Annotated in this window: 18 protein-coding genes; 7 read left to right on the forward strand and 11 right to left on the reverse strand. The window is 65.5% G+C overall.

The window, feature by feature from the left end; all coding sequences use genetic code 11:
* Nucleotides 1–195: 195 nt before the first annotated feature.
* On the forward strand, nt 196–399 hold the full coding sequence (locus tag AC1DQQ_RS20625; protein ID WP_478046622.1) for a hypothetical protein: 204 nt from the start codon (nt 196–198) through the stop codon (nt 397–399).
* Nucleotides 400–442: 43 nt separating this feature from the next.
* A complete protein-coding gene (locus AC1DQQ_RS20630) occupies nt 443–2,164 on the forward strand; it encodes a long-chain-fatty-acid--CoA ligase (RefSeq protein WP_478046623.1) in 1,722 nt (573 codons plus the stop codon).
* On the opposite strand, the gene AC1DQQ_RS20635 is transcribed toward AC1DQQ_RS20630, so the two are convergent.
* The 3 genes from AC1DQQ_RS20635 to AC1DQQ_RS20645 form a co-directional block, all read right to left on the reverse strand.
* Nucleotides 2,145–3,164: a C13 family peptidase gene (locus tag AC1DQQ_RS20635; protein WP_478046624.1), complete on the reverse strand. Its 1,020-nt coding sequence runs from the start codon at nt 3,162–3,164 to the stop codon at nt 2,145–2,147. The genes AC1DQQ_RS20630 and AC1DQQ_RS20635 overlap by 20 nt on opposite strands.
* Nucleotides 3,165–3,247: 83 nt before the next feature.
* Complete coding sequence (locus AC1DQQ_RS20640; protein WP_478046625.1) at nt 3,248–3,565, reverse strand: antibiotic biosynthesis monooxygenase family protein; 318 nt, start codon at nt 3,563–3,565, stop codon at nt 3,248–3,250.
* A gap of 228 nt (nt 3,566–3,793) precedes the next feature.
* Nucleotides 3,794–3,940: a cupin domain-containing protein gene (locus AC1DQQ_RS20645; protein WP_478046626.1), complete on the reverse strand. Its 147-nt coding sequence runs from the start codon at nt 3,938–3,940 to the stop codon at nt 3,794–3,796.
* 56 nt (nt 3,941–3,996) lie between these two features.
* Between AC1DQQ_RS20645 and AC1DQQ_RS20650 the strand changes: the two genes are divergently transcribed.
* Nucleotides 3,997–4,215, forward strand: a complete 219-nt coding sequence (locus tag AC1DQQ_RS20650; protein WP_478046627.1) for a hypothetical protein — start codon at nt 3,997–3,999, stop codon at nt 4,213–4,215.
* 39 nt (nt 4,216–4,254) lie between these two features.
* Here AC1DQQ_RS20650 and folP read toward each other — a convergent pair whose 3' ends face one another.
* The 5 genes from folP to AC1DQQ_RS20675 all read right to left on the reverse strand — a co-directional run bounded on the left by folP (nt 4,255) and on the right by AC1DQQ_RS20675 (nt 9,409).
* Nucleotides 4,255–5,313 (reverse strand): dihydropteroate synthase, encoded by a 1,059-nt coding sequence (gene folP, locus AC1DQQ_RS20655; protein WP_478046628.1) that lies wholly within the window; start codon nt 5,311–5,313, stop codon nt 4,255–4,257.
* A 124-nt stretch (nt 5,314–5,437) separates the two neighbouring features.
* Nucleotides 5,438–6,568, reverse strand: coding sequence for a DNA methyltransferase (locus AC1DQQ_RS20660; protein WP_478029857.1), 1,131 nt, complete (start codon nt 6,566–6,568; stop codon nt 5,438–5,440).
* A gap of 185 nt (nt 6,569–6,753) precedes the next feature.
* Nucleotides 6,754–7,350: a ribonuclease HII gene (locus AC1DQQ_RS20665; RefSeq protein WP_478029856.1), complete on the reverse strand. Its 597-nt coding sequence runs from the start codon at nt 7,348–7,350 to the stop codon at nt 6,754–6,756.
* Nucleotides 7,350–8,522, reverse strand: coding sequence for a bifunctional hydroxymethylpyrimidine kinase/phosphomethylpyrimidine kinase (gene thiD / locus AC1DQQ_RS20670; protein WP_478046629.1), 1,173 nt, complete (start codon nt 8,520–8,522; stop codon nt 7,350–7,352). The genes AC1DQQ_RS20665 and thiD overlap by 1 nt, the downstream gene beginning before the upstream one ends.
* Complete coding sequence (locus tag AC1DQQ_RS20675) at nt 8,519–9,409, reverse strand: prephenate dehydratase (RefSeq protein WP_478029854.1); 891 nt, start codon at nt 9,407–9,409, stop codon at nt 8,519–8,521. The genes thiD and AC1DQQ_RS20675 overlap by 4 nt, the downstream gene beginning before the upstream one ends.
* Before the next feature lie 248 nt (nt 9,410–9,657).
* Between AC1DQQ_RS20675 and AC1DQQ_RS20680 the strand changes: the two genes are divergently transcribed.
* The gene (locus tag AC1DQQ_RS20680; RefSeq protein ID WP_478046630.1) at nt 9,658–10,329 is read left to right on the forward strand and encodes a c-type cytochrome; all 672 of its coding nucleotides are present in this window, start codon (nt 9,658–9,660) and stop codon (nt 10,327–10,329) included.
* Between the two features lie 324 nt (nt 10,330–10,653).
* Here the strand turns inward: AC1DQQ_RS20680 and AC1DQQ_RS20685 are convergent, their stop codons facing one another.
* The 3 genes from AC1DQQ_RS20685 to AC1DQQ_RS20695 form a co-directional block, all read right to left on the reverse strand.
* Nucleotides 10,654–11,589: an LOG family protein gene (locus AC1DQQ_RS20685; protein ID WP_478046631.1), complete on the reverse strand. Its 936-nt coding sequence runs from the start codon at nt 11,587–11,589 to the stop codon at nt 10,654–10,656.
* Between the two features lie 92 nt (nt 11,590–11,681).
* Nucleotides 11,682–12,356 carry an extensin-like domain-containing protein gene (locus AC1DQQ_RS20690; protein ID WP_478046632.1) on the reverse strand — a complete coding sequence of 225 codons (675 nt, stop codon included), beginning with the start codon at nt 12,354–12,356 and terminating at the stop codon, nt 11,682–11,684.
* 57 nt (nt 12,357–12,413) lie between these two features.
* Nucleotides 12,414–13,055: a DUF4328 domain-containing protein gene (locus tag AC1DQQ_RS20695; RefSeq protein WP_478029850.1), complete on the reverse strand. Its 642-nt coding sequence runs from the start codon at nt 13,053–13,055 to the stop codon at nt 12,414–12,416.
* 149 nt (nt 13,056–13,204) lie between these two features.
* Here AC1DQQ_RS20695 and AC1DQQ_RS20700 point away from each other — a divergent pair, with 149 nt between their 5' ends.
* The 3 genes from AC1DQQ_RS20700 (at nt 13,205) to AC1DQQ_RS20710 (ending at nt 17,166) form a co-directional block, all read left to right on the forward strand.
* Nucleotides 13,205–14,365 (forward strand): phosphoserine transaminase, encoded by a 1,161-nt coding sequence (locus tag AC1DQQ_RS20700; RefSeq protein ID WP_478046633.1) that lies wholly within the window; start codon nt 13,205–13,207, stop codon nt 14,363–14,365.
* Nucleotides 14,366–14,451: 86 nt separating this feature from the next.
* Nucleotides 14,452–16,029 (forward strand): phosphoglycerate dehydrogenase, encoded by a 1,578-nt coding sequence (gene serA, locus AC1DQQ_RS20705; RefSeq protein WP_478046634.1) that lies wholly within the window; start codon nt 14,452–14,454, stop codon nt 16,027–16,029.
* 24 nt (nt 16,030–16,053) lie between these two features.
* The gene (locus AC1DQQ_RS20710) at nt 16,054–17,166 is read left to right on the forward strand and encodes an ATP phosphoribosyltransferase regulatory subunit (protein WP_478042934.1); all 1,113 of its coding nucleotides are present in this window, start codon (nt 16,054–16,056) and stop codon (nt 17,164–17,166) included.
* The last annotated feature ends 12 nt before the right edge of the window (nt 17,167–17,178 follow it).

Raw genomic sequence — 17,178 nt, forward strand, 5'->3', positions numbered from 1 at the left:
CTCCCCCACCCGACCTCCCATAGAATACCCTGATTGGGAGGTCGGGTGGGGGAGCGGGCCGGCACCGCAMCYGTTTCAGCAAAGCTGAAACAGACTCCAACACCGTTTCGGCTGCGAAATCGCGACGGATTGCCGCCGCTTTGGCTTGTCGCTTGCTCGCCAGCCCTTTATAGGAAGCGGCTGGAGGCGCGGGGTATGCGTAGGCGTAAGGCGATGGTCGCGTTAGGGGCATTGCTCGTGCTGGTCGCGGTTGTGCGCCATCCGACCGCCGATATCGAGATCCTGACGCATCGTGACGGCGATCCGACACCGCACCGTATCCAGGCGGCAGTCGATCTGGGCGTGGTCGCGGTCAAGTTCCTGCTGACCTGGACCAGCGGAAACGCGGTCAGTCGCTAAGTCCGCTTGCCGCAGCACCGGCGGCGCGCTTACATCAATGTCAATGAGACAAGACGCGGAGAGCCTATGGCGCGGCAGCGCCTATCGTCACCCCACGCCGTGGGCGACTGATTTTCCGCCTCTGTCGCTGGTCGACATGTTCGAGGCCACTGCGCGAACCTATCCCGAGCGGCCGTTGCTCGACTTCCTCGGTCGCCGTTATTCCTATGCCGAAGTGGTGGGTGGCGCGGCGCGCGTCGCCACCGGACTGGCGCGGATGGGCTATGGGCCGGGCGACCGGATCGGCTTGTTCCTGCCAAACGTTCCGCATTACCTCGCCGCTTATTACGGCGTGCTCAAGCTGGGTGCGACCGTCGTCAATTTCTCGCCGCTCTACACGGCTGACGAACTGGCGCATCAGGTCGAGGATTCGGGGACCAGGCTGCTCTTCACGCTCTCGGCGAGCGCGCTGCTGCCGACCGCGCTCAAGGTGCTCGACCAGAGCGGACTCGAACGGCTGGTGGTGGGTTCGGTGGCGGGCGCCCTGCCCGCAACCAAGTCGCTTTTCTATCGCCTGTTCCGCGGCAAGGAAGTGACGAAGCGGCCCGACGACGCCCGCATCACCGCCTTTTCCGCGCTGATCGCCAATGACGGTGTCAACGATTTCCCGGCGATCGACCCCGCCACCCAGCTCGCGCTGATCCAATATACCGGTGGCACGACCGGCACGCCCAAGGGTGCGATGCTGACGCACCAGAATCTGTCGGCCAATGCCCGCCAGGTCGAGGGGCTGGATCCGCATCCCGGCGAGGAGGACCGGATCATCGGCGTGCTGCCGCTGTTCCACGTCTTCGCCAATACCTGTGTGATGAACCGCACCGTCGCCAATGGCGGCATGATCGTGCTGCTGCCGCGCTTCGACGGCGCGCAGGTGCTGGCGGCGATCGAGCGGACCAAGGCGACCGCGCTGCCCGGCGTGCCGACCATGTACCAGGCACTGCTCGACCATCCCAAGCTGGCGTCGGCCGATCTCTCCAGCCTCAAATATTGCATCTCGGGCGGCGCCCCGCTCCCGGCCGAGGTCAAGGCGAAGTTCGAAGCCGCGACGGGCGCGCGCGTGATCGAGGGCTATGGCCTGTCGGAGAGTTCGGGCGTCGTATCGTGCAACCCCTATGAGGCCGAAGGCAAATTGGGCACGATCGGCCAGCCGATCCCGGCGACCGAGGTGCGGCTGGCCGATAAGGAGGATGCATCGCGTCCCGCCCCCGACGGACAACCCGGCGAAATCCTGGTGCGCGGGCCGCAGATCATGAAGGGCTATTGGAACCGGCCCGACGCCGATGCCGGGGTGTTCGTTCCCGACGAAGGGGGAGCCTGGCTGCGCACCGGCGATGTCGGCACGATCGACGCGGACGGCTTCATCCATGTCGTCGACCGGTTGAAGGACATGATCGCGGTCAGCGGGTTCAAGGTCTTTCCGAGCCAGATCGAAGCCGTGCTCTATCGCCATCCCGCGGTGAAGGAGGCGCTCGTGATCGGCGTCCCCGACACCTATCGCGGCGAGCAGCCACGCGCTTACGTGACGCTCAACGACGGCGCCACGGCGGCCGGCGACGAGATCAAGGCGTGGCTCAATCCTCAACTCGGCCATCACGAACGCGTCGATCAGGTGGTCGTGCGGCTCGCCTTGCCCAAGACATTGGTCGGCAAGCTCAGTCGCAAGGAACTGGTGGCCGAAGTACAAGCAGAGATGCGCGATCCGAACGTCACTGTTCCAGATCGTTGAGAATCGAGATTGCCGGGCGGCCGACCATTGCCGTCGCGGTCTTGGGCATGCGGGCTTCGAGCGGGGCCAGCCATTTGCCGACACCGCTGCCGATCGAGATTTGCGGCTGCGACGGGGTGACGTGGCCCTGTTTCTCCCATTGCGCTATCAGCGCGCGCGCGTCCTCGCCGGCCTTGGCGAGCGGCACCGGCTGGCGCAGCGCATGGTTGATCATCGCATCGCCGAAAAAGGTCCAGTCGCGGTCGGCCGAACACCCGAACGAGGTGCGGTCAGCCGAGGCTGCGGTTAACAGCGCCGTCGTCTCGCTGGCCATCGCCGGCACGAACACGCCCGAATAACAGGCCGACAGGATCAACAGGCGGTTCCTGATCCCAAGCTCTTCGAACATTCGCGCCATCCGCGCGGGCGAAATGATGCCGAATCCCTCGTCACCGTCATGATAGGCCAGCCCGACCGGCGCGCCGTGCCCGGCGGTGTAGAGGACCAGCACGTCCTCTTTGCGGTCCATCAGTTCGGCGATCCGCGCTAGCGTCAGCGCGAACGCCCGGGGCGTGCCGTTGGGCAAGTCGCTCGGGCCGGACCCGTCGGTGCCGGCAAGCACGATCGTGTGTCCGACCGCATTGTAGCGGCGCGACAGCACCCTGCCCGCCTCGCGCGCTTCGCGCCCGAAGATCGGATCGCTGTCGAGCCCGACCACCACCACATAGGCATCGACCACGCCTTTCTTCTGCGGCTGGAGCGCGGCGAGCGCCTTGTCGAGCCGGCGCTGGTCGGCCAACATCCAGATCGGTGACCGGTCGCGCTCGAGTTCAGGACCAAGCTCGAGCGACGCTTCCGCCGCCCCCTGATCGTCGCCGGTACCAAGGCCCGGCCAGCCGGTGGTGTGCTGGGGTGCGACATAGGAACCGGTCGCCTGTCCAATTGCCGAACTCGCCAGCGACAGGCTGACGGAAAGCGCCGCTGTCAGCGCGACGAAGCGACGGACAAACTGGTGACGCATGCGACCGGGCCCCCGTTATCGTCCGCATCACGTGGCGTTGTGACGCTCGAAGTCAAGCGGCCCGGTCGTGATATGCGCGAAACCTAGAGTTCGAACACGCGCACCACTTCATAGAGGCCAGGATGCGCGGTGCCGAGCCCAGCGTTACGCGCGATCATGCCGGCATCGCGCAACCGGGCGATGATCGATTCCGCTGCGGCGAGATCGGTGCTTTGCGCATAATTGACCACCCGAGTCCCATCGAGGCTGCGGTGCAGGCTGGCAGACAACCAGCCCGGCTCTTGGCGCGCGATGGCTACGCCACGTTCGAGTTGTGCGATCATGGCATCCTGTCCGCCCGGCTTGACCGTGAAGACATTGATCTGGGTAACGACTCCCGGGTCGCTGACGATGATCGGCATCTTGCTTGCTCCTTCGCTCACAGGCCGGCGGCGGACTGTCCCCACGCGCAGGCCCCGCGCTGTCGCGCGTCCTGCCGGGGGTTCCGCCATGAATGGCGGAAACGGAGCGTGCATCCCGGGGTGAGATGCAAGGGAGCGGGCTTACCGATATGCCACTCGCGGGTCCTTTTCGACCGGCAAAGGCTAGCAGCGGGCGCCGTGAGTGGCCAGCGACCAATCGAGTGCGATTCAATCGCGGCGGTATTGCTCGTCGGTGACCTTCTCCAGCCAGTCGACCGCCTTGCCGTCGAGCCGCTCCTGGATCGCGATATGCGTCATCGCATTGGTCGGCGTCGCGCCGTGCCAATGCTTCTCGCCGGGCTCGAACCACGTCACCGGGACGGATTTCCTCCACCGGACCGCCGTCGCGCTGGACCCAACCAAGGCCGGAAGTGACAATCAGTGTCTGGCCGAGGGGATGGGTGTGCCAGGCGGTGCGCGCGCCGGGCTCGAACGTGACGCTGGCACTGGCGATGCGCGCGGGATCTGGCGCCGTGATCAGCGGGTCGATCCTGACCGTGCCGGTGAACCAGTCCGTCGGACCCTTGCCCGATGGCTGCGACCCGCTGCGCTTGATGTCCATGGCGTCCGTTCCTTTTCGCGACCGCTAGCTTGCCGTCTGCAACGCGCGTCGCAACGGCAATATCCGGTCAGCCGCCGACCAGCGCCTGATCGCGCAGGCCGCGCCAGACTTTCAGCGCCTGCACCGTCTCCGGCACGTCATGGACGCGGAGCAATTGAACGCCGGCTTCCGCCCCTTTGAGCGCGAGCGTGATCGAGCCGCCTAGGCGTTCGTCGGCGGGTGCTTCGTTCGACAACGCGCCGATCATCCGTTTGCGGCTGGCGCCGAGCATGATCGGGCAGCCGAGGCCGTGGAACATGGCGAGTCCGTTGAGCAGCGAGAGATTGTCCTGGAGCGACTTGCCGAAGCCGATGCCGGGATCGACGATGATCTTGGCGCGGTCGACCCCGCCCGCGACGACCGCTGCGATCCGCGTGTCGAGCCAATCGTACACTTCGATCAGCACATCGCCGTAGCCGTTGCCGCCATGCGGCCCCTTGGCGGGATCGGGCGAGTGCATGAGGATGACGGGGCAGCCCGCCTTTGCCACCACGTCCAGCGCGCGATCGTCCCATAACAGCGCCGCGACGTCGTTGACGATGCTCGCGCCGGCGGCGAGCGCGGCCTCCATCACCGTCGCCTTGCGGGTGTCGACCGAAACCAGCGTCCCCGCGCGCACCAGCCCGCGCACGACCGGCTCGACGCGCTTCTTCTCATCCTCTTCCCAGACGAGCTCGGCGCCGGGTCGGGTCGATTCGCCGCCGACATCGATCAGCGCCGCGCCGGCCGCGGCCATTGCCACGCCGGCGGCGACCGGATCGTCCTGCTCGCCGCCATCGGAAAAGCTGTCGGGCGTGACGTTGAGGATGCCGGCGACCGCCGGCTGATCGAAACGCAGGATGCGCTCGCCAAGCGTCAGCGGTGGGCGGGGCCGGGTCATCGTCGCGTGGAGTTCGGCGGCGCGTTCGTCGCTGACGCACAAAGTGCGGCCGAATTCGGCGATCGGCACGGTCCGCTTGGTATCGCCCTCGATCACTTCATAGGCGGCGAACCACTGCATCCCGCCGGCCAGCCGCGCGACCTCGCCGTCGCGGCCGATCGGGGTGTCTACGAACTGGACGGGGCGGAGGTGGAGTGGCGCGGGCATCAGCTCTCTTTCGTCATGCCGGGCTCGTCCCGGCATCCACCGTGCGGCGAGAACCCCGCGTCCCGGGTTTGCTGCACAGTGGACCCCGGGACAAGCCCGGGTGACGCATTTCCGGAATTGGGCCTTAAGGCTGCGTCGCGAGCAGGTAATTCTGGCGCAGCGCGTCGATCGGCTTCAACCCGTCCACCGCCTCATAATGCCAGAAAGTCCAGCCGTTGCAGGCCGGCGCGTTCTGCAAGGTCGCGCCGAGCTTGTGGATCGACCCGGCCTGACCGCAATCGCTCTTGAGCGAACCGTCGGCGCCGACGGTCGCTTTCCAGCGCCGCTTGGTGTCGGTCAGCATTGTGCCCGGCGCCAGCATGCCGTTCTCGATCAGCGCACCGAAGGCGACGCGCGGCGCCGCCTTGGGGCTTTGCATCGTCGTCAGCGCCGATTCGTCGAGCGGCAAGGCGGCGGCGATGCGTTCCTCCGCCGCCTCGATATAGACCGGCTCGCGCTCGATCCCGATCCAGTGCCGGCCGAGCCGCTTGGCGACCGCTCCAGTGGTGCCGGTGCCGAAGAACGGATCGAGCACGACATCGCCTGGCTTCGAGCAGGCGAGCAGGATGCGGTAGAGCAACGCCTCGGGCTTCTGGGTCGGGTGAACCTTGACGCCGTTCTTCTTGAGCCGCTCCGGACCGCCGCAGATCGGGAATTCCCAGTCCGAGCGCATCTGAAGCTCGTCGTTGAGCGTCTTCATGCTGCGATAGTTGAACGTGTATTTCGCGCCCTCGCCGGTCGATGCCCAGATCAGCGTCTCATGCGCGTTGGTGAAGCGCGTGCCCTTGAAATTGGGCATCGGATTGGCCTTGCGCCAGACGATGTCGTTAAGGATCCAATAGCCCAGATCCTGGATCGCCGACCCGACCTTGAAGATGTTGTGATAGCTGCCGATCACCCAGATCGTGCCGTTATCCTTGAGGATGCGTTTCGCCTCGCCCAGCCATTCGCGAGTGAAGCGGTCATAGATCGCCAGGCTGTCGAACTTGTCCCAGTCGTCGGTCACCGCATCGACATGGCTGCCGTCGGGACGCGACAGGTCACCGCCGAGCTGAAGGTTGTAGGGCGGATCGGCGAAGATCAGGTCGACCGACTTGGCCGGCAGCGCGCGCATCGTCTCGATGCAATCGCCCATGACGATGCGGTCGAGCGGGAGTTCGCCCGGCACGAGCACCGACGGCGCGATACGCGCACTGACCTTCTCGATGACCCCCATCGGCAACCACTCCCCGCAATGACACGCGCACGAAAACCGAGCGCGCGGACTCCGGTCAAGCGAAGTTTAGTTAACGACTTGGGTTAGCAAATGGTTAAGCGAGCGGAACATTTTACGACCCTTACCGGATATTGAGTCCGAAGTTATCCACAGCCCCAATTTATGGGGTGTGGCACAAAAGACTCTTAAAACGGCAGAACCGCTTGGGCGACCGGTGCGAAGCTCCGGCGATGCAGCGGACACGGCCCGTGCTCGCGCAACGCGCGCAGATGTTCGGGCGCGCCATAGCCCTTGTTCGAATGCCAGCCGTAATGCGGATATGATTCGGCATGGGCGATCATGATCGTGTCGCGGGTGTGCTTGGCGACGATCGACGCGGCGGCGATTGACATGCTGATCCCGTCGCCACCGACAATCGCGCTCGCCTGATATGTCCAGCGCGGCAGGCGATTGCCGTCGACCAGTACGTGTCCGGGCGGGCAGCCCAATGCTTCCACCGCGAGCGTCATCGCCTTCATCGTCGCCCAATAGATATTGAGCGTGTCGATCTCTTCGGCCTCGCAAATGCCGATGCCGACCATCGCGCAGTCCATCAGCCGCCCGTGCAGGCGCGCACGCTCGGTGGCGCTCAGCTTTTTCGAATCGTCGAGCCCGCGCGGGATACCCTTGGCCGGCAGGATCACTGCCGCAGCCACCACCGGCCCGGCGAGCGGACCGCGCCCGGCTTCATCGACCCCCGCAACCGGGGCGAGGCAGAGCTTTTCGTGTTTGAGGCCGGGCATCAGCTAAGCCGCCAAGGCGGATAGCGCCGGTTCTCGCCGGCTTGGTACAGGCATAGGGCATTACCCGACGGATCGGTCAGGCGCGCTTCACGCCAAAGCCAGGGCTGATCAGTTGGCAACCGGTCGAACACGATGCCGTCTTTTTGCAGCCATTCGACAGTTCCGTCGAGATCGTCGACTTCGAGAAATACGGTCGGCTGCGCGCCGGTTTCGATCGACAAGGTCATCCCGCCCGGCGCTTCGAAACGGGCATAATGCGCATCGTCAGTGCCGACGATCTGCCGCAACCCCAATCGCTCGTAGAATGAGCAGGTCTCGGCATAGTCGGTTGCCGCAATCGTCACCTGATTGAGGCAAGCACCCGGGCCGATCGAAACATCGAGCCGAACCGCTTGATGGCCCATCGGGCCGTGACCATCACCGAGTTGCGGCGCTCCCTTGATCGCGAGCCTGACGAATTGGCGGGCGCGTTCGATCGCGGTTTCAAGCGAATGCCCCGCCGCCAGCATCGTCGCGATCGCCGATGCCAAGGTGCACCCGGTGCCATGAGTAGCGTTGCTGTCGATGCGCTCGCTGCGCCATTCCGTCGGCCGCCCGTCCATCGGGTCGACATAGACAAGGCGATCGACGATCTCTCGACCACGACCGTGCCCGCCCTTGGCCAGCACTGCGCAACGGTGCCGAACGGCGATCGTCTGCGCCGCCGCATAGACCGCCTCGCTGTCGTCGACGGGCATGCCGGACAGCGCTTTCAGCTCCGGAAGATTGGGCGTCGTTACCTCGGAAACACGCATCAATCGCTCGAAGGCAGCGATCGTCTCGTCGTCCGCCAGGACCGACCCACTGGTCGCGACCATCACCGGATCGAACACGATCGGCACCGACAAATGCTCGAGCACATCCGCTACCGCATGCGCGGTCGCAGCCGAGCCGATCATCCCGATCTTCACCGCGTCGACGCCGATGTCGGTGACCACCGAGTTGATCTGCGCGATCACCATGTCGGTCGGCACCGGCAACACCGCCTGGACACCGAGCGTATTCTGCGCGGTGATCGCGGTGACCGCGGTCATGGCGTGGCCGCCGAGCATCGTCACCGTCTTGATATCGGCCTGGATCCCGGCGCCGCCGCCCGAATCGGATCCGGCGATGATCAGGACGCGCGGGGTCATCCCCGTTTCCGCGCCTGCGGATAGCTGCCCAGCACCCGCATCCATTTTGAGTGGAAGCCCAGTTCTTCCAACGCGCGATCCAGATTCTCATCCCCCGGCCGGCCCTCGACATCGGCGAAGAAGTCGGTCGCGGCAAAGCTGCCGCCGCGCTGATAGCTTTCGAGCTTGGTCATGTTGACGCCGTTAGTCGCGAACCCGCCCATCGCCTTGTAGAGCGCGGCGGGGACGTTCTTCACCTCGAAGATGATCGTCGTCATGAACGGCCCCTCACCCGTCAGCGGACGGCTGCCCCGCGCCAGGGTCACGAAGCGCGTGGTATTATGCTCGGCATCGGCGATGTCGCTCGCCAGCGTCTCCAACCCGTAGATCTTGGCCGCGGGCGGTGGCGCGAGCGCGGCGACCTTGGGATCGTTGATTTCGGCGACCAAGGCGGCGGCACCGGCGGTGTCGGGATAGGCGATCGGGGTGATGCCGTGCGCCTTCAGCCAATGGCGGCATTGGCCCAGCGCCTGGGGATGGCTCATCGCTTCCTTGACGCCGTCGAGCGGGCCGACGCCCATCAAGGCGTAGCGGATCGGCAGGAAATGCTCGCCGGTGATCACCAGCCCCGATTCGGGCAGCAGGAAATGGATGTCGGCGACGCGGCCATGGAGCGAATTTTCGATCGGAATGACTGCGCAATCGGCGCGCCCTTCCTTCACCGCATCGATCGCGTCGTCGAAGCTGAAGCAGGGTAGCGGCAGTCCGTCGGGAAACGTCTCTTCGACCGCGACATGGCTGTTGGCGCCCGGCGCGCCCTGGAACGCCACCGCGCGCTCGGGCTCGCGGGCAGCGGCTTCGGTCATCGCGGCAACGATGGGCTGGGCGGGGGCGGCGAAGTTCTCCATGGCGGCGGCGATTAGAGGCGGGCATCATCTGTAGCAACCCGAGCTTTGTTTGACGCGCCCACGCGCGTGTACGGCACCAGCCCACTCCCCCACCCGACCGCCCAATCAGGATATGCTATGGGTGGTCGGGTGGGGGAGTGGGCTGGTGCCGCTCGCGACCGCAGGTCGCCAAACAACAGCCACCTTGCCCCCTGCGAATACGCTTACTAAAGGGCTGCTACTCAATTCAGGGGCGTACGCGAAAAATCATGTCCGACAAGACCAACACGATCGCTGGCTGGACCCTCGCAGGGTGCTTTGTCGCGCTTGGCGCCACGATCGTTGGCGGGATGATGTTCCACAGCGGCGAACCCAAGAAGGAAGGCTATCCGGTCGAGGCCGTGGACGAAGGCGGCGACAGCGGCGCCGCGGCCGAAGTGCCGATCGCGTCTCTGCTCCCGACCGCCGATGCCGCCAAGGGCGCCGAGGTCTTCAAGAAGTGCGCGGCGTGCCACACGGTCAACCAGGGCGGCGCCAACGGCATCGGTCCGAATCTCTACGCCACGGTCGGCGAAGCGGTAGCCCAGGGCAAGGGCGGCTTCGCTTTCTCCGATGCGCTGAAGGCCAAGGGCGGCAAGTGGGATTTCGATTCGCTCAACGCCTGGCTGACCAGCCCGCGTAAGTTTGCGCCGGGTACCAAGATGACCTTCGCCGGCCTGTCGAACCCCAAGGATCGTGCCGACGTGATCCTGTACCTCAACCAGCAGGGCTCGAACCTGCCGCTGCCGGCTGCACCGGCCGCTGCCCCGGCGGGCAAGGATGCCAAGGCAGCCGAGGGTAACAGCGCGGCGCCGGCTACGGGCAATGCCGCGGCTCCGGCCGATGGCAATGCAGCGGCGCCTGCCGCGGGCAACACCGCCGCGCCAGCTGCCAAGAGGTAAGCCTCAAGATTAATTCCTCCCCATTTCCGGCAGGGCAATCGCCTATGGGATGTTTGGTCAGGAGGGGAGCGGTGCGCTCTTCGTCCCATTGCCGCGACTGGCCAGCAAATACCGCGCCTGAGGGACTTTAAGCCATTTTCCCTACGTCACCCCGGCCTTGTGCCGGGGTCCACCGGGAGGCAGGGTGAGGGCTCAATGCTCAAGCTTCGCGCCAACAGGCTTGGTGGATGCCGGCACGAGGCCGGCATGACGGTTCGGGCCGTTGATTATACCCTCCCGCTCCATATGCGATTGCCCTCCCCGATAGCGGGAGGATTTTAGAGATTACCGCGACGTGTCGGCCTGCGCGGCGATCTCTTCCGCGGCGTGCTGCTCCGCTTCGGCGAGACCGGCATCCAGCGAACGGTTCTGGTAGAAGCGCTGGACGCACTCCCAGCCCTCTTCCGCCGTCTCGCAATAGGTGAAGATGTCGAGGTCCTTGGCGCTGACCACGCCTTCCTCGACCAAAGCTTCGAAATTGACCACGCGCTGCCAGAATTCCTTGCCATAGAGCAGCACCGGGATCGGCTGGATCTTGCCGGTCTGGATCAAGGTCAACAGCTCGAACAATTCGTCGAACGTGCCAAAGCCGCCCGGAAACGCCGCGAGCGCGCGCGCGTGAAGCAGGAAGTGCATCTTGCGCAGCGCGAAATAGTGGAATTGCAGGCTGAGCCGCGGCGTTACGTACGGGTTCGGCGCCTGTTCGTGCGGGAGCACGATGTTGAGCCCGATCGATTCGGCGCCGACATCGCACGCGCCGCGATTGGCCGCTTCCATGATCGATGGACCGCCGCCCGAGCAGACGACGAAGTGACGCTGCCCGTCGGTATCGACCGGGAAACTCGACGCCAGTCGTCCGAGCTCGCGCGCGACCTCGTAATATTTCGACTTGGCGACCAGGCGTTCGGCGATCTTGCGCGACGCGTCGTCGGTCGCCGCCTCAAGCAAGGCCTGCGCCTTGTCGGGCGCGGGGATGCGCGCCGATCCATACATCACAAAGGTCGAAGCAATCCCTGCTTCGTCGATCACCAATTCCGGCTTGAGCAGCTCGAGCTGGAAGCGGACCGGACGCAGATCCTCGCGGAGCAGGAAGTCCATGTCCTGGAAAGCAAGCCGATAGGCCGGATCCTGGGTCTGCGGGGTAGAAACGCCGCCCTTGGCGCGGTCGGCTTCCTGTTTCGCGCGCGGAAAGACGCGCGACGGTACTCGGGTATCAGTCATCCCAGCGCGTTAGAGCAAAGTTGTGACGGATTGAAGGGGATGTTCTTCCGCGGCGGCGCTTCTAGCCCTCTCCCGCGCGCGGGAGAGGGAAATCAGCGGCAGAAGCTCTTGTGGTCGTCTTCTAGGTGCAGATGGTCGTGGTGCGCGGAATTGTAATCCGGGCTGAGTACCGTCCCGAACCGCTTGCAGGCGGACGTGTGGATGACCTCAAAGAAACGGCGTATTTCCGGATCGTCCGAGCGCCAGTCATTCTCAACCGATACCCGACGACCGTCCTCCAGGATAAAAGCGGATACGTCGACCGCATTGGCCAGCGCATGCCCCGACAGCCGCGTCGTCGGAACACCGATCGTATTGCGGCAGGCATAGGTGCCGAACGTCTCGATCTTGACCAGCCGGCTGCCCAGTATCTGAAAGGCTGCGGGCGCGACCGCGTTGCGCGTCCAGCCGATGAATTCCTCGGCGAGGCCGCAGCGCATTGCCTTCAACCCGGTGACCGGAACGCCGATATCGATCAGCTGCACCGTGCCGATGACGGTGCACCCGCCGCCATAATCGCGGTCGGGCAGCGGCGAATAGCGCACTTCCTCGCGCGACAGATCGGCATAACATTGCTGCGTTTCGCGGCTGGTCGGCAAGTTGAGCGTGATCGGCGGCGAACCGGCCGGACGGTGTGGCGGCGGCGGCAAACGGTCATCGCCCCCTCCGCCAAACAGGCAACCCGACAGGACAAAGCCGAGCAAGGGAACGAGGCGCTTCACGCGCATCGATGTGCGCGAACATGGTTAACGAATCGCTAATCCTGCGACGGCGCGTGCTGTCAGTCAGGCGAAGGTTTCGGCGTAGCCCGGCCCGTGCTTCTGGAGCTCGTTGAAGCGGCGGATCATCATGATCAATGCGACGGTCAGCGGTACGTCGACGAAGAACGATGCCACGTCCAACCAACTCGCTGCAATCAGCGTCCCGACGTCATTGGCGTTGAGCGAGAGCCGGAAGGAAATGTTGCCGATGATGCTGGTCGCCAGCCACAATCCCCACCACCAGCGCATCAATGCCGGTACCGGGACCGACCCTGGATCATGAGGACTGACGCTCGCTTGCCATGCTTCGCGCAGCCCCTGGAACGGCTTCCACAGGGTCGCCACCGGGACGAAGAACCAGCCGACATTCCATCCGGGCGTGATGGTCATCGAATCGGACAGCGAATGCGCATTTGCGTTGACGCGCATGATCCAGCGGGAAACGAAGACGATCGAGATTAGCATCGCCACCAGCATGGCGATGCTGGTGATACCCGCGACGGCGTCGGCGGTTTCGGGCGCGGGCCCTGTTCCCGATCCCAGCGAGTTCAGCGTGGCAATCATCAGTCCGCTGCTGATCGTAAAGGCAAAATCCGCCGCCAACCAAACCAGAACGGCGATGATCGCTACGCGTCCACGCCCGTTCGGATCGCGAAATTCATACATTCGCCCACTCCCCCTGCTCTGTCGCAGACTGCCGCATGTTCGCTTTGCCGTCCACCGCAAGCTCCTTGACGCAGCGCACAATATCTTTAGGGCGGCCGACGGGCCACGCGGTCCCAACGCCGCGCGCGCTCTCTGCGAGGAGAGACTACATGACTGAAACTACCGTTGCCGACGCCACCATTGCGTCCATTGCGAAGCCCGCCACCAAGCCGGCTCGCCCCCATTTTTCCTCCGGTCCCTGCGCCAAGCCGCCAGGCTGGGACGCGTCGAAGCTCGCGGTCGAGGTGCTCGGCCGGTCGCACCGCTCGAAGCTCGGCAAGGCACGGCTGCAATATGCCATCGACCTGATGCGCGAACTGCTCCAGCTCCCCGACACGCACCGTATCGGCATCGTCCCGGGCTCCGACACCGGCGCATTCGAGATGGCGATGTGGACCATGCTCGGCGCGCGTGAGGTCACCGCGCTCGCCTGGGAAAGCTTCGGCGAAGGCTGGGTGACCGACGCGGTCAAGCAGCTCAAGATCGAGCCGACCGTGGTGCGCGCCGATTACGGCCAGCTTCCGGACTTGAAGCAGATCGACTGGTCGAACGACGTGCTGTTCACCTGGAACGGCACCACCAGCGGCGTGCGCGTGCCCAATGGCGACTGGATCCCGGCCGACCGCGAAGGGCTGAGCTTCGCCGACGCGACCAGCGCGGTGTTCGCCTATGACCTGCCGTGGGACAAGATCGATGTCGCGACCTTCAGCTGGCAAAAGGTGCTGGGCGGCGAAGGCGGTCACGGTGTCCTGATCCTCGGCCCGCGCGCCGTCGAACGACTGACCGAATACACCCCCGCCTGGCCGCTGCCGAAAGTGTTCCGCCTCGTCTCCAAGGGCGCGCTGACCGAAGGCGTGTTCAAGGGCGAAACGATCAACACGCCGTCGATGCTCGCGGTCGAGGATGCGATCTTCGCGCTCGAATGGGCGAAATCGGTCGGCGGTGCTCAAGGCCTGATCGCGCGGTCGGACGCCAATGCCGCCGCGCTCGACAAGATCGTGGCGGAACGCGACTGGCTCGGCCATCTCGCCGTCGACGAGGCCGCGCGGTCGAAGACCAGCGTCTGCCTGACGGTCGAGGGTGCCGATGAGGCGCTGATCAAGGCGATGGCCGCCGCGCTCGAAAAGGAAGGCGCCGCGTTCGACGTCGCCGGCTATCGCGATGCGCCTCCCGGCTTGCGTATCTGGTGCGGCGCGACTGTCGACGCCGCCGATATTGAGGCGCTCGGACCGTGGCTCGACTGGGCCTACGCGACCGCGAAGACGGCCTGACTCGTCGCCCCGGCGAAGGCCGGGGCCGCTATGTTTCATTCCCAATCCAACGGCCCCGGCCTGCGCCGGGGCGACGGAGACTTACCATGCCCAAAGTACTGATCAGCGACAAAATGGACCCCAAAGCCGCCCAGATCTTCCGCGAACGCGGGGTCGAAGTGGACGAGATCACCGGCAAGACGCCCGAGGAATTGAAGGCGATCATCGGCGACTATGATGGCCTCGCCATCCGCAGCTCGACCAAGGTGACCAAGGAGATCCTCGAGGCGGCGACCAACCTCAAGGTCGTCGGCCGCGCCGGGATCGGCGTCGACAATGTCGACATCCCGTCCGCCAGCGCCAAGGGCGTGGTGGTGATGAACACCCCGTTCGGCAATTCGATCACCACCGCCGAACATGCCATCGCCTTGATGTTCGCGCTCGCCCGCCAATTGCCCGAGGCCGATCTGTCGACCCAGGCCGGCAAGTGGGAGAAGAACCGCTTCATGGGGGTCGAGCTGACCTCGAAAACGCTCGGCCTGATCGGCGCGGGCAATATCGGATCGATCGTCGCCGATCGTGCGCATGGCCTGCGCATGAAGGTGATCGCGTTCGATCCGTTCCTCAGCCCCGAGCGCGCGGTCGAACTGGGTGTCGAAAAGGTCGATCTCGACGACCTGCTCGCGCGCGCCGATTTCATCACCTTGCACACGCCGCTGACCGACCAGACGCGCAACATCCTGAGCCGCGACAATCTGCTCCGCACCAAGAAGGGCGTGCGGATCATCAATTGCGCGCGCGGCGGGTTGATCGATGAAGCGGCGCTCAAGGAAGGGCTCGATTCGGGCCACATCGCCGGCGCCGCGCTCGACGTGTTCGTCGAGGAACCGGCCAAGGCCAGCCCGTTGTTCGGCACGCCCAATTTCGTTTCCACCCCGCATCTTGGCGCGTCCACGACCGAAGCGCAGGTCAATGTCGCGATCCAGGTCGCCGAGCAGATGGCCGATTATCTGGTCTCGGGCGGCGTCACCAACGCGCTCAATATGCCGTCGCTGTCGGCCGAGGAAGCACCGCGGCTCAAGCCGTATATGGCGCTGGCCGAAAAGCTCGGTTCGCTGGTCGGACAGCTGACGCACGGCGCGATCGGCCGCATCTCGATCCATAGCGAGGGCGCCGCCGCCGAGCTCAACCAGAAGCCGATCGTCTCTGCCGTGCTGGCCGGATTCCTGCGCACCCAGACCGACACGGTGAACATGGTCAACGCGCCGTTGCTCGCCAAGGAGCGCGGGATCGAGGTGCGCGAGGTCCGCACCGAGCGCGAGGCCGATTACCACACGCTGCTGCGCGTCTCGGTCAAGACCGAGGCAGGCGAGCGCTCGGTCGCCGGCACCTTGTTCGGCGATCAGGCGCCGCGCCTGGTCGAATTGTTCGGCATCAAGGTCGAGGCGGATCTGGCGGGACACATGCTCTACGTCGTCAATGAGGACGCGCCGGGCTTCATCGGCCGACTCGGCACGTTGCTGGGCGAATCAGGCGTCAATATCGGCACCTTCCACCTCGGCCGCCGCTCCGCCGGCGGCGAAGCGATCCTGTTGCTATCGGTCGACGAGGCGGTCGACGCCGACCTCATCGCCCGCGTGCGCCAATTGGCGGGCGTGAAGACGGTGATGGGGCTGTCGTTCTGAGCAGGGCACGCTAAGGGGGCGGACGTGACTCACGCGCTGCTCCCTTCCGGCTTTCACGATCGGCTGCCGCCCGACGCGGATGCGGCGGCGCGGTTGGAGCGGCGTGTGCTCGATGCGGCGCATGCTTATGGCTATGAACGCGTCGATCCGCCGCTCGCCGAATTCGAGGATGCGCTGGCGCATCGGTTGAAAGCGGCGCGCGCGCAGGATGCGGTGCGCTTCGTCGACCCGATCAGCCAGCGTACCTTGGCGATCCGGCCGGACATCACCGCACAGGTCGGGCGCATCGCGGCGACGCGGATGGGGCATCATCCGCGCCCGCTGCGGCTGAGCTATGCCGGATCGGTGCTGCGGCTGCGCGCGTCGGAACTGTCGCCGGAGCGCGAGCGCCGCCAGGCCGGCTGCGAATTGATCGGGCTCGATACGATCGCCGCCGCGCAGGAAGTCGTCACCGTCGCGGTCGAGGCGCTCGAAGCCGCCGGGGTCACCGGCATCTCGATCGACTTCACCCTGCCCGATTTGCTGGCGACGCTCGCCGCCGGGCCGCTGCCGCTCGACGGTGTGTCGCTCGACGAGCTCGCCGACCGGCTCGATGCCAAGGATGCCGGAGCAGTCGCGGCGCTGGCGCCGAATTATCTGCCGATGATCGAGGCAGCCGGACCATTCGAGACCGCGCATGACCGTCTCTGCCGCTTCGATGTCGGGGGTGCGCTGCGGTCGCGGCTCGATGGGCTGTGGAAAGTGGCCGAGGCGGTGAAGGGCCGCGTCGCGCTAACGCTCGATCCGACCGAGCGGCACGGCTTCGAATATCAGACCTGGCTCGGTTACTCGCTGTTCGCCGACGGCGCGCGCGGCGAAATCGGGCGCGGCGGCAGCTATACGATCGTGCATGAGGACGGCAGCGAGGAAACCGCGATCGGCTTCACGCTCTATATCGACGCGATCGTCGGCGCGGGTCTGGCGCAGGACGAGCGGCGCAGGCTGTTCGTACCGCTCGGGACCGATCCCGCGCTCGCCGGTAGGCTGCGCGGCGAAGGCTGGGTGACCGTCGCGGCGCTCGAGGCCGGCGACACGCCCGAGGCGCAATTGTGCACGCATGTTTTAGCCGATGGCGAGGTTCGGGACCTGGTCAGATAACCCAAATGTCAC

The sequence above is a fragment of the Sphingomonas sp. P4_G3 genome (genome assembly GCF_056401105.1).

Excerpts from the sequence above, each read along its gene's own strand:
- folP (WP_478046628.1), bottom strand. The coding sequence starts at position 5,313 with ATGCCCGCGCCACTCCACCTCCGCCCCGTCCAGTTCGTAGACACCCCG.
- thiD (WP_478046629.1), bottom strand. The coding sequence starts at position 8,522 with ATGACCCCGCGCGTCCTGATCATCGCCGGATCCGATTCGGGCGGCGGC.
- serA (WP_478046634.1), top strand. The coding sequence starts at position 14,452 with ATGCCCAAAGTACTGATCAGCGACAAAATGGACCCCAAAGCCGCCCAG.
- AC1DQQ_RS20680 (WP_478046630.1), top strand. The coding sequence starts at position 9,658 with ATGTCCGACAAGACCAACACGATCGCTGGCTGGACCCTCGCAGGGTGC.
- AC1DQQ_RS20695 (WP_478029850.1), bottom strand. The coding sequence starts at position 13,055 with ATGTATGAATTTCGCGATCCGAACGGGCGTGGACGCGTAGCGATCATC.
- AC1DQQ_RS20660 (WP_478029857.1), bottom strand. The coding sequence starts at position 6,568 with ATGGGGGTCATCGAGAAGGTCAGTGCGCGTATCGCGCCGTCGGTGCTC.
- AC1DQQ_RS20625 (WP_478046622.1), top strand. The coding sequence starts at position 196 with ATGCGTAGGCGTAAGGCGATGGTCGCGTTAGGGGCATTGCTCGTGCTG.
- AC1DQQ_RS20675 (WP_478029854.1), bottom strand. The coding sequence starts at position 9,409 with ATGGAGAACTTCGCCGCCCCCGCCCAGCCCATCGTTGCCGCGATGACC.
- AC1DQQ_RS20640 (WP_478046625.1), bottom strand. The coding sequence starts at position 3,565 with ATGCCGATCATCGTCAGCGACCCGGGAGTCGTTACCCAGATCAATGTC.
- AC1DQQ_RS20665 (WP_478029856.1), bottom strand. The coding sequence starts at position 7,350 with ATGCCCGGCCTCAAACACGAAAAGCTCTGCCTCGCCCCGGTTGCGGGG.
- AC1DQQ_RS20685 (WP_478046631.1), bottom strand. The coding sequence starts at position 11,589 with ATGACTGATACCCGAGTACCGTCGCGCGTCTTTCCGCGCGCGAAACAG.
- AC1DQQ_RS20700 (WP_478046633.1), top strand. The coding sequence starts at position 13,205 with ATGACTGAAACTACCGTTGCCGACGCCACCATTGCGTCCATTGCGAAG.
- AC1DQQ_RS20630 (WP_478046623.1), top strand. The coding sequence starts at position 443 with ATGAGACAAGACGCGGAGAGCCTATGGCGCGGCAGCGCCTATCGTCAC.
- AC1DQQ_RS20635 (WP_478046624.1), bottom strand. The coding sequence starts at position 3,164 with ATGCGTCACCAGTTTGTCCGTCGCTTCGTCGCGCTGACAGCGGCGCTT.
- AC1DQQ_RS20690 (WP_478046632.1), bottom strand. The coding sequence starts at position 12,356 with ATGCGCGTGAAGCGCCTCGTTCCCTTGCTCGGCTTTGTCCTGTCGGGT.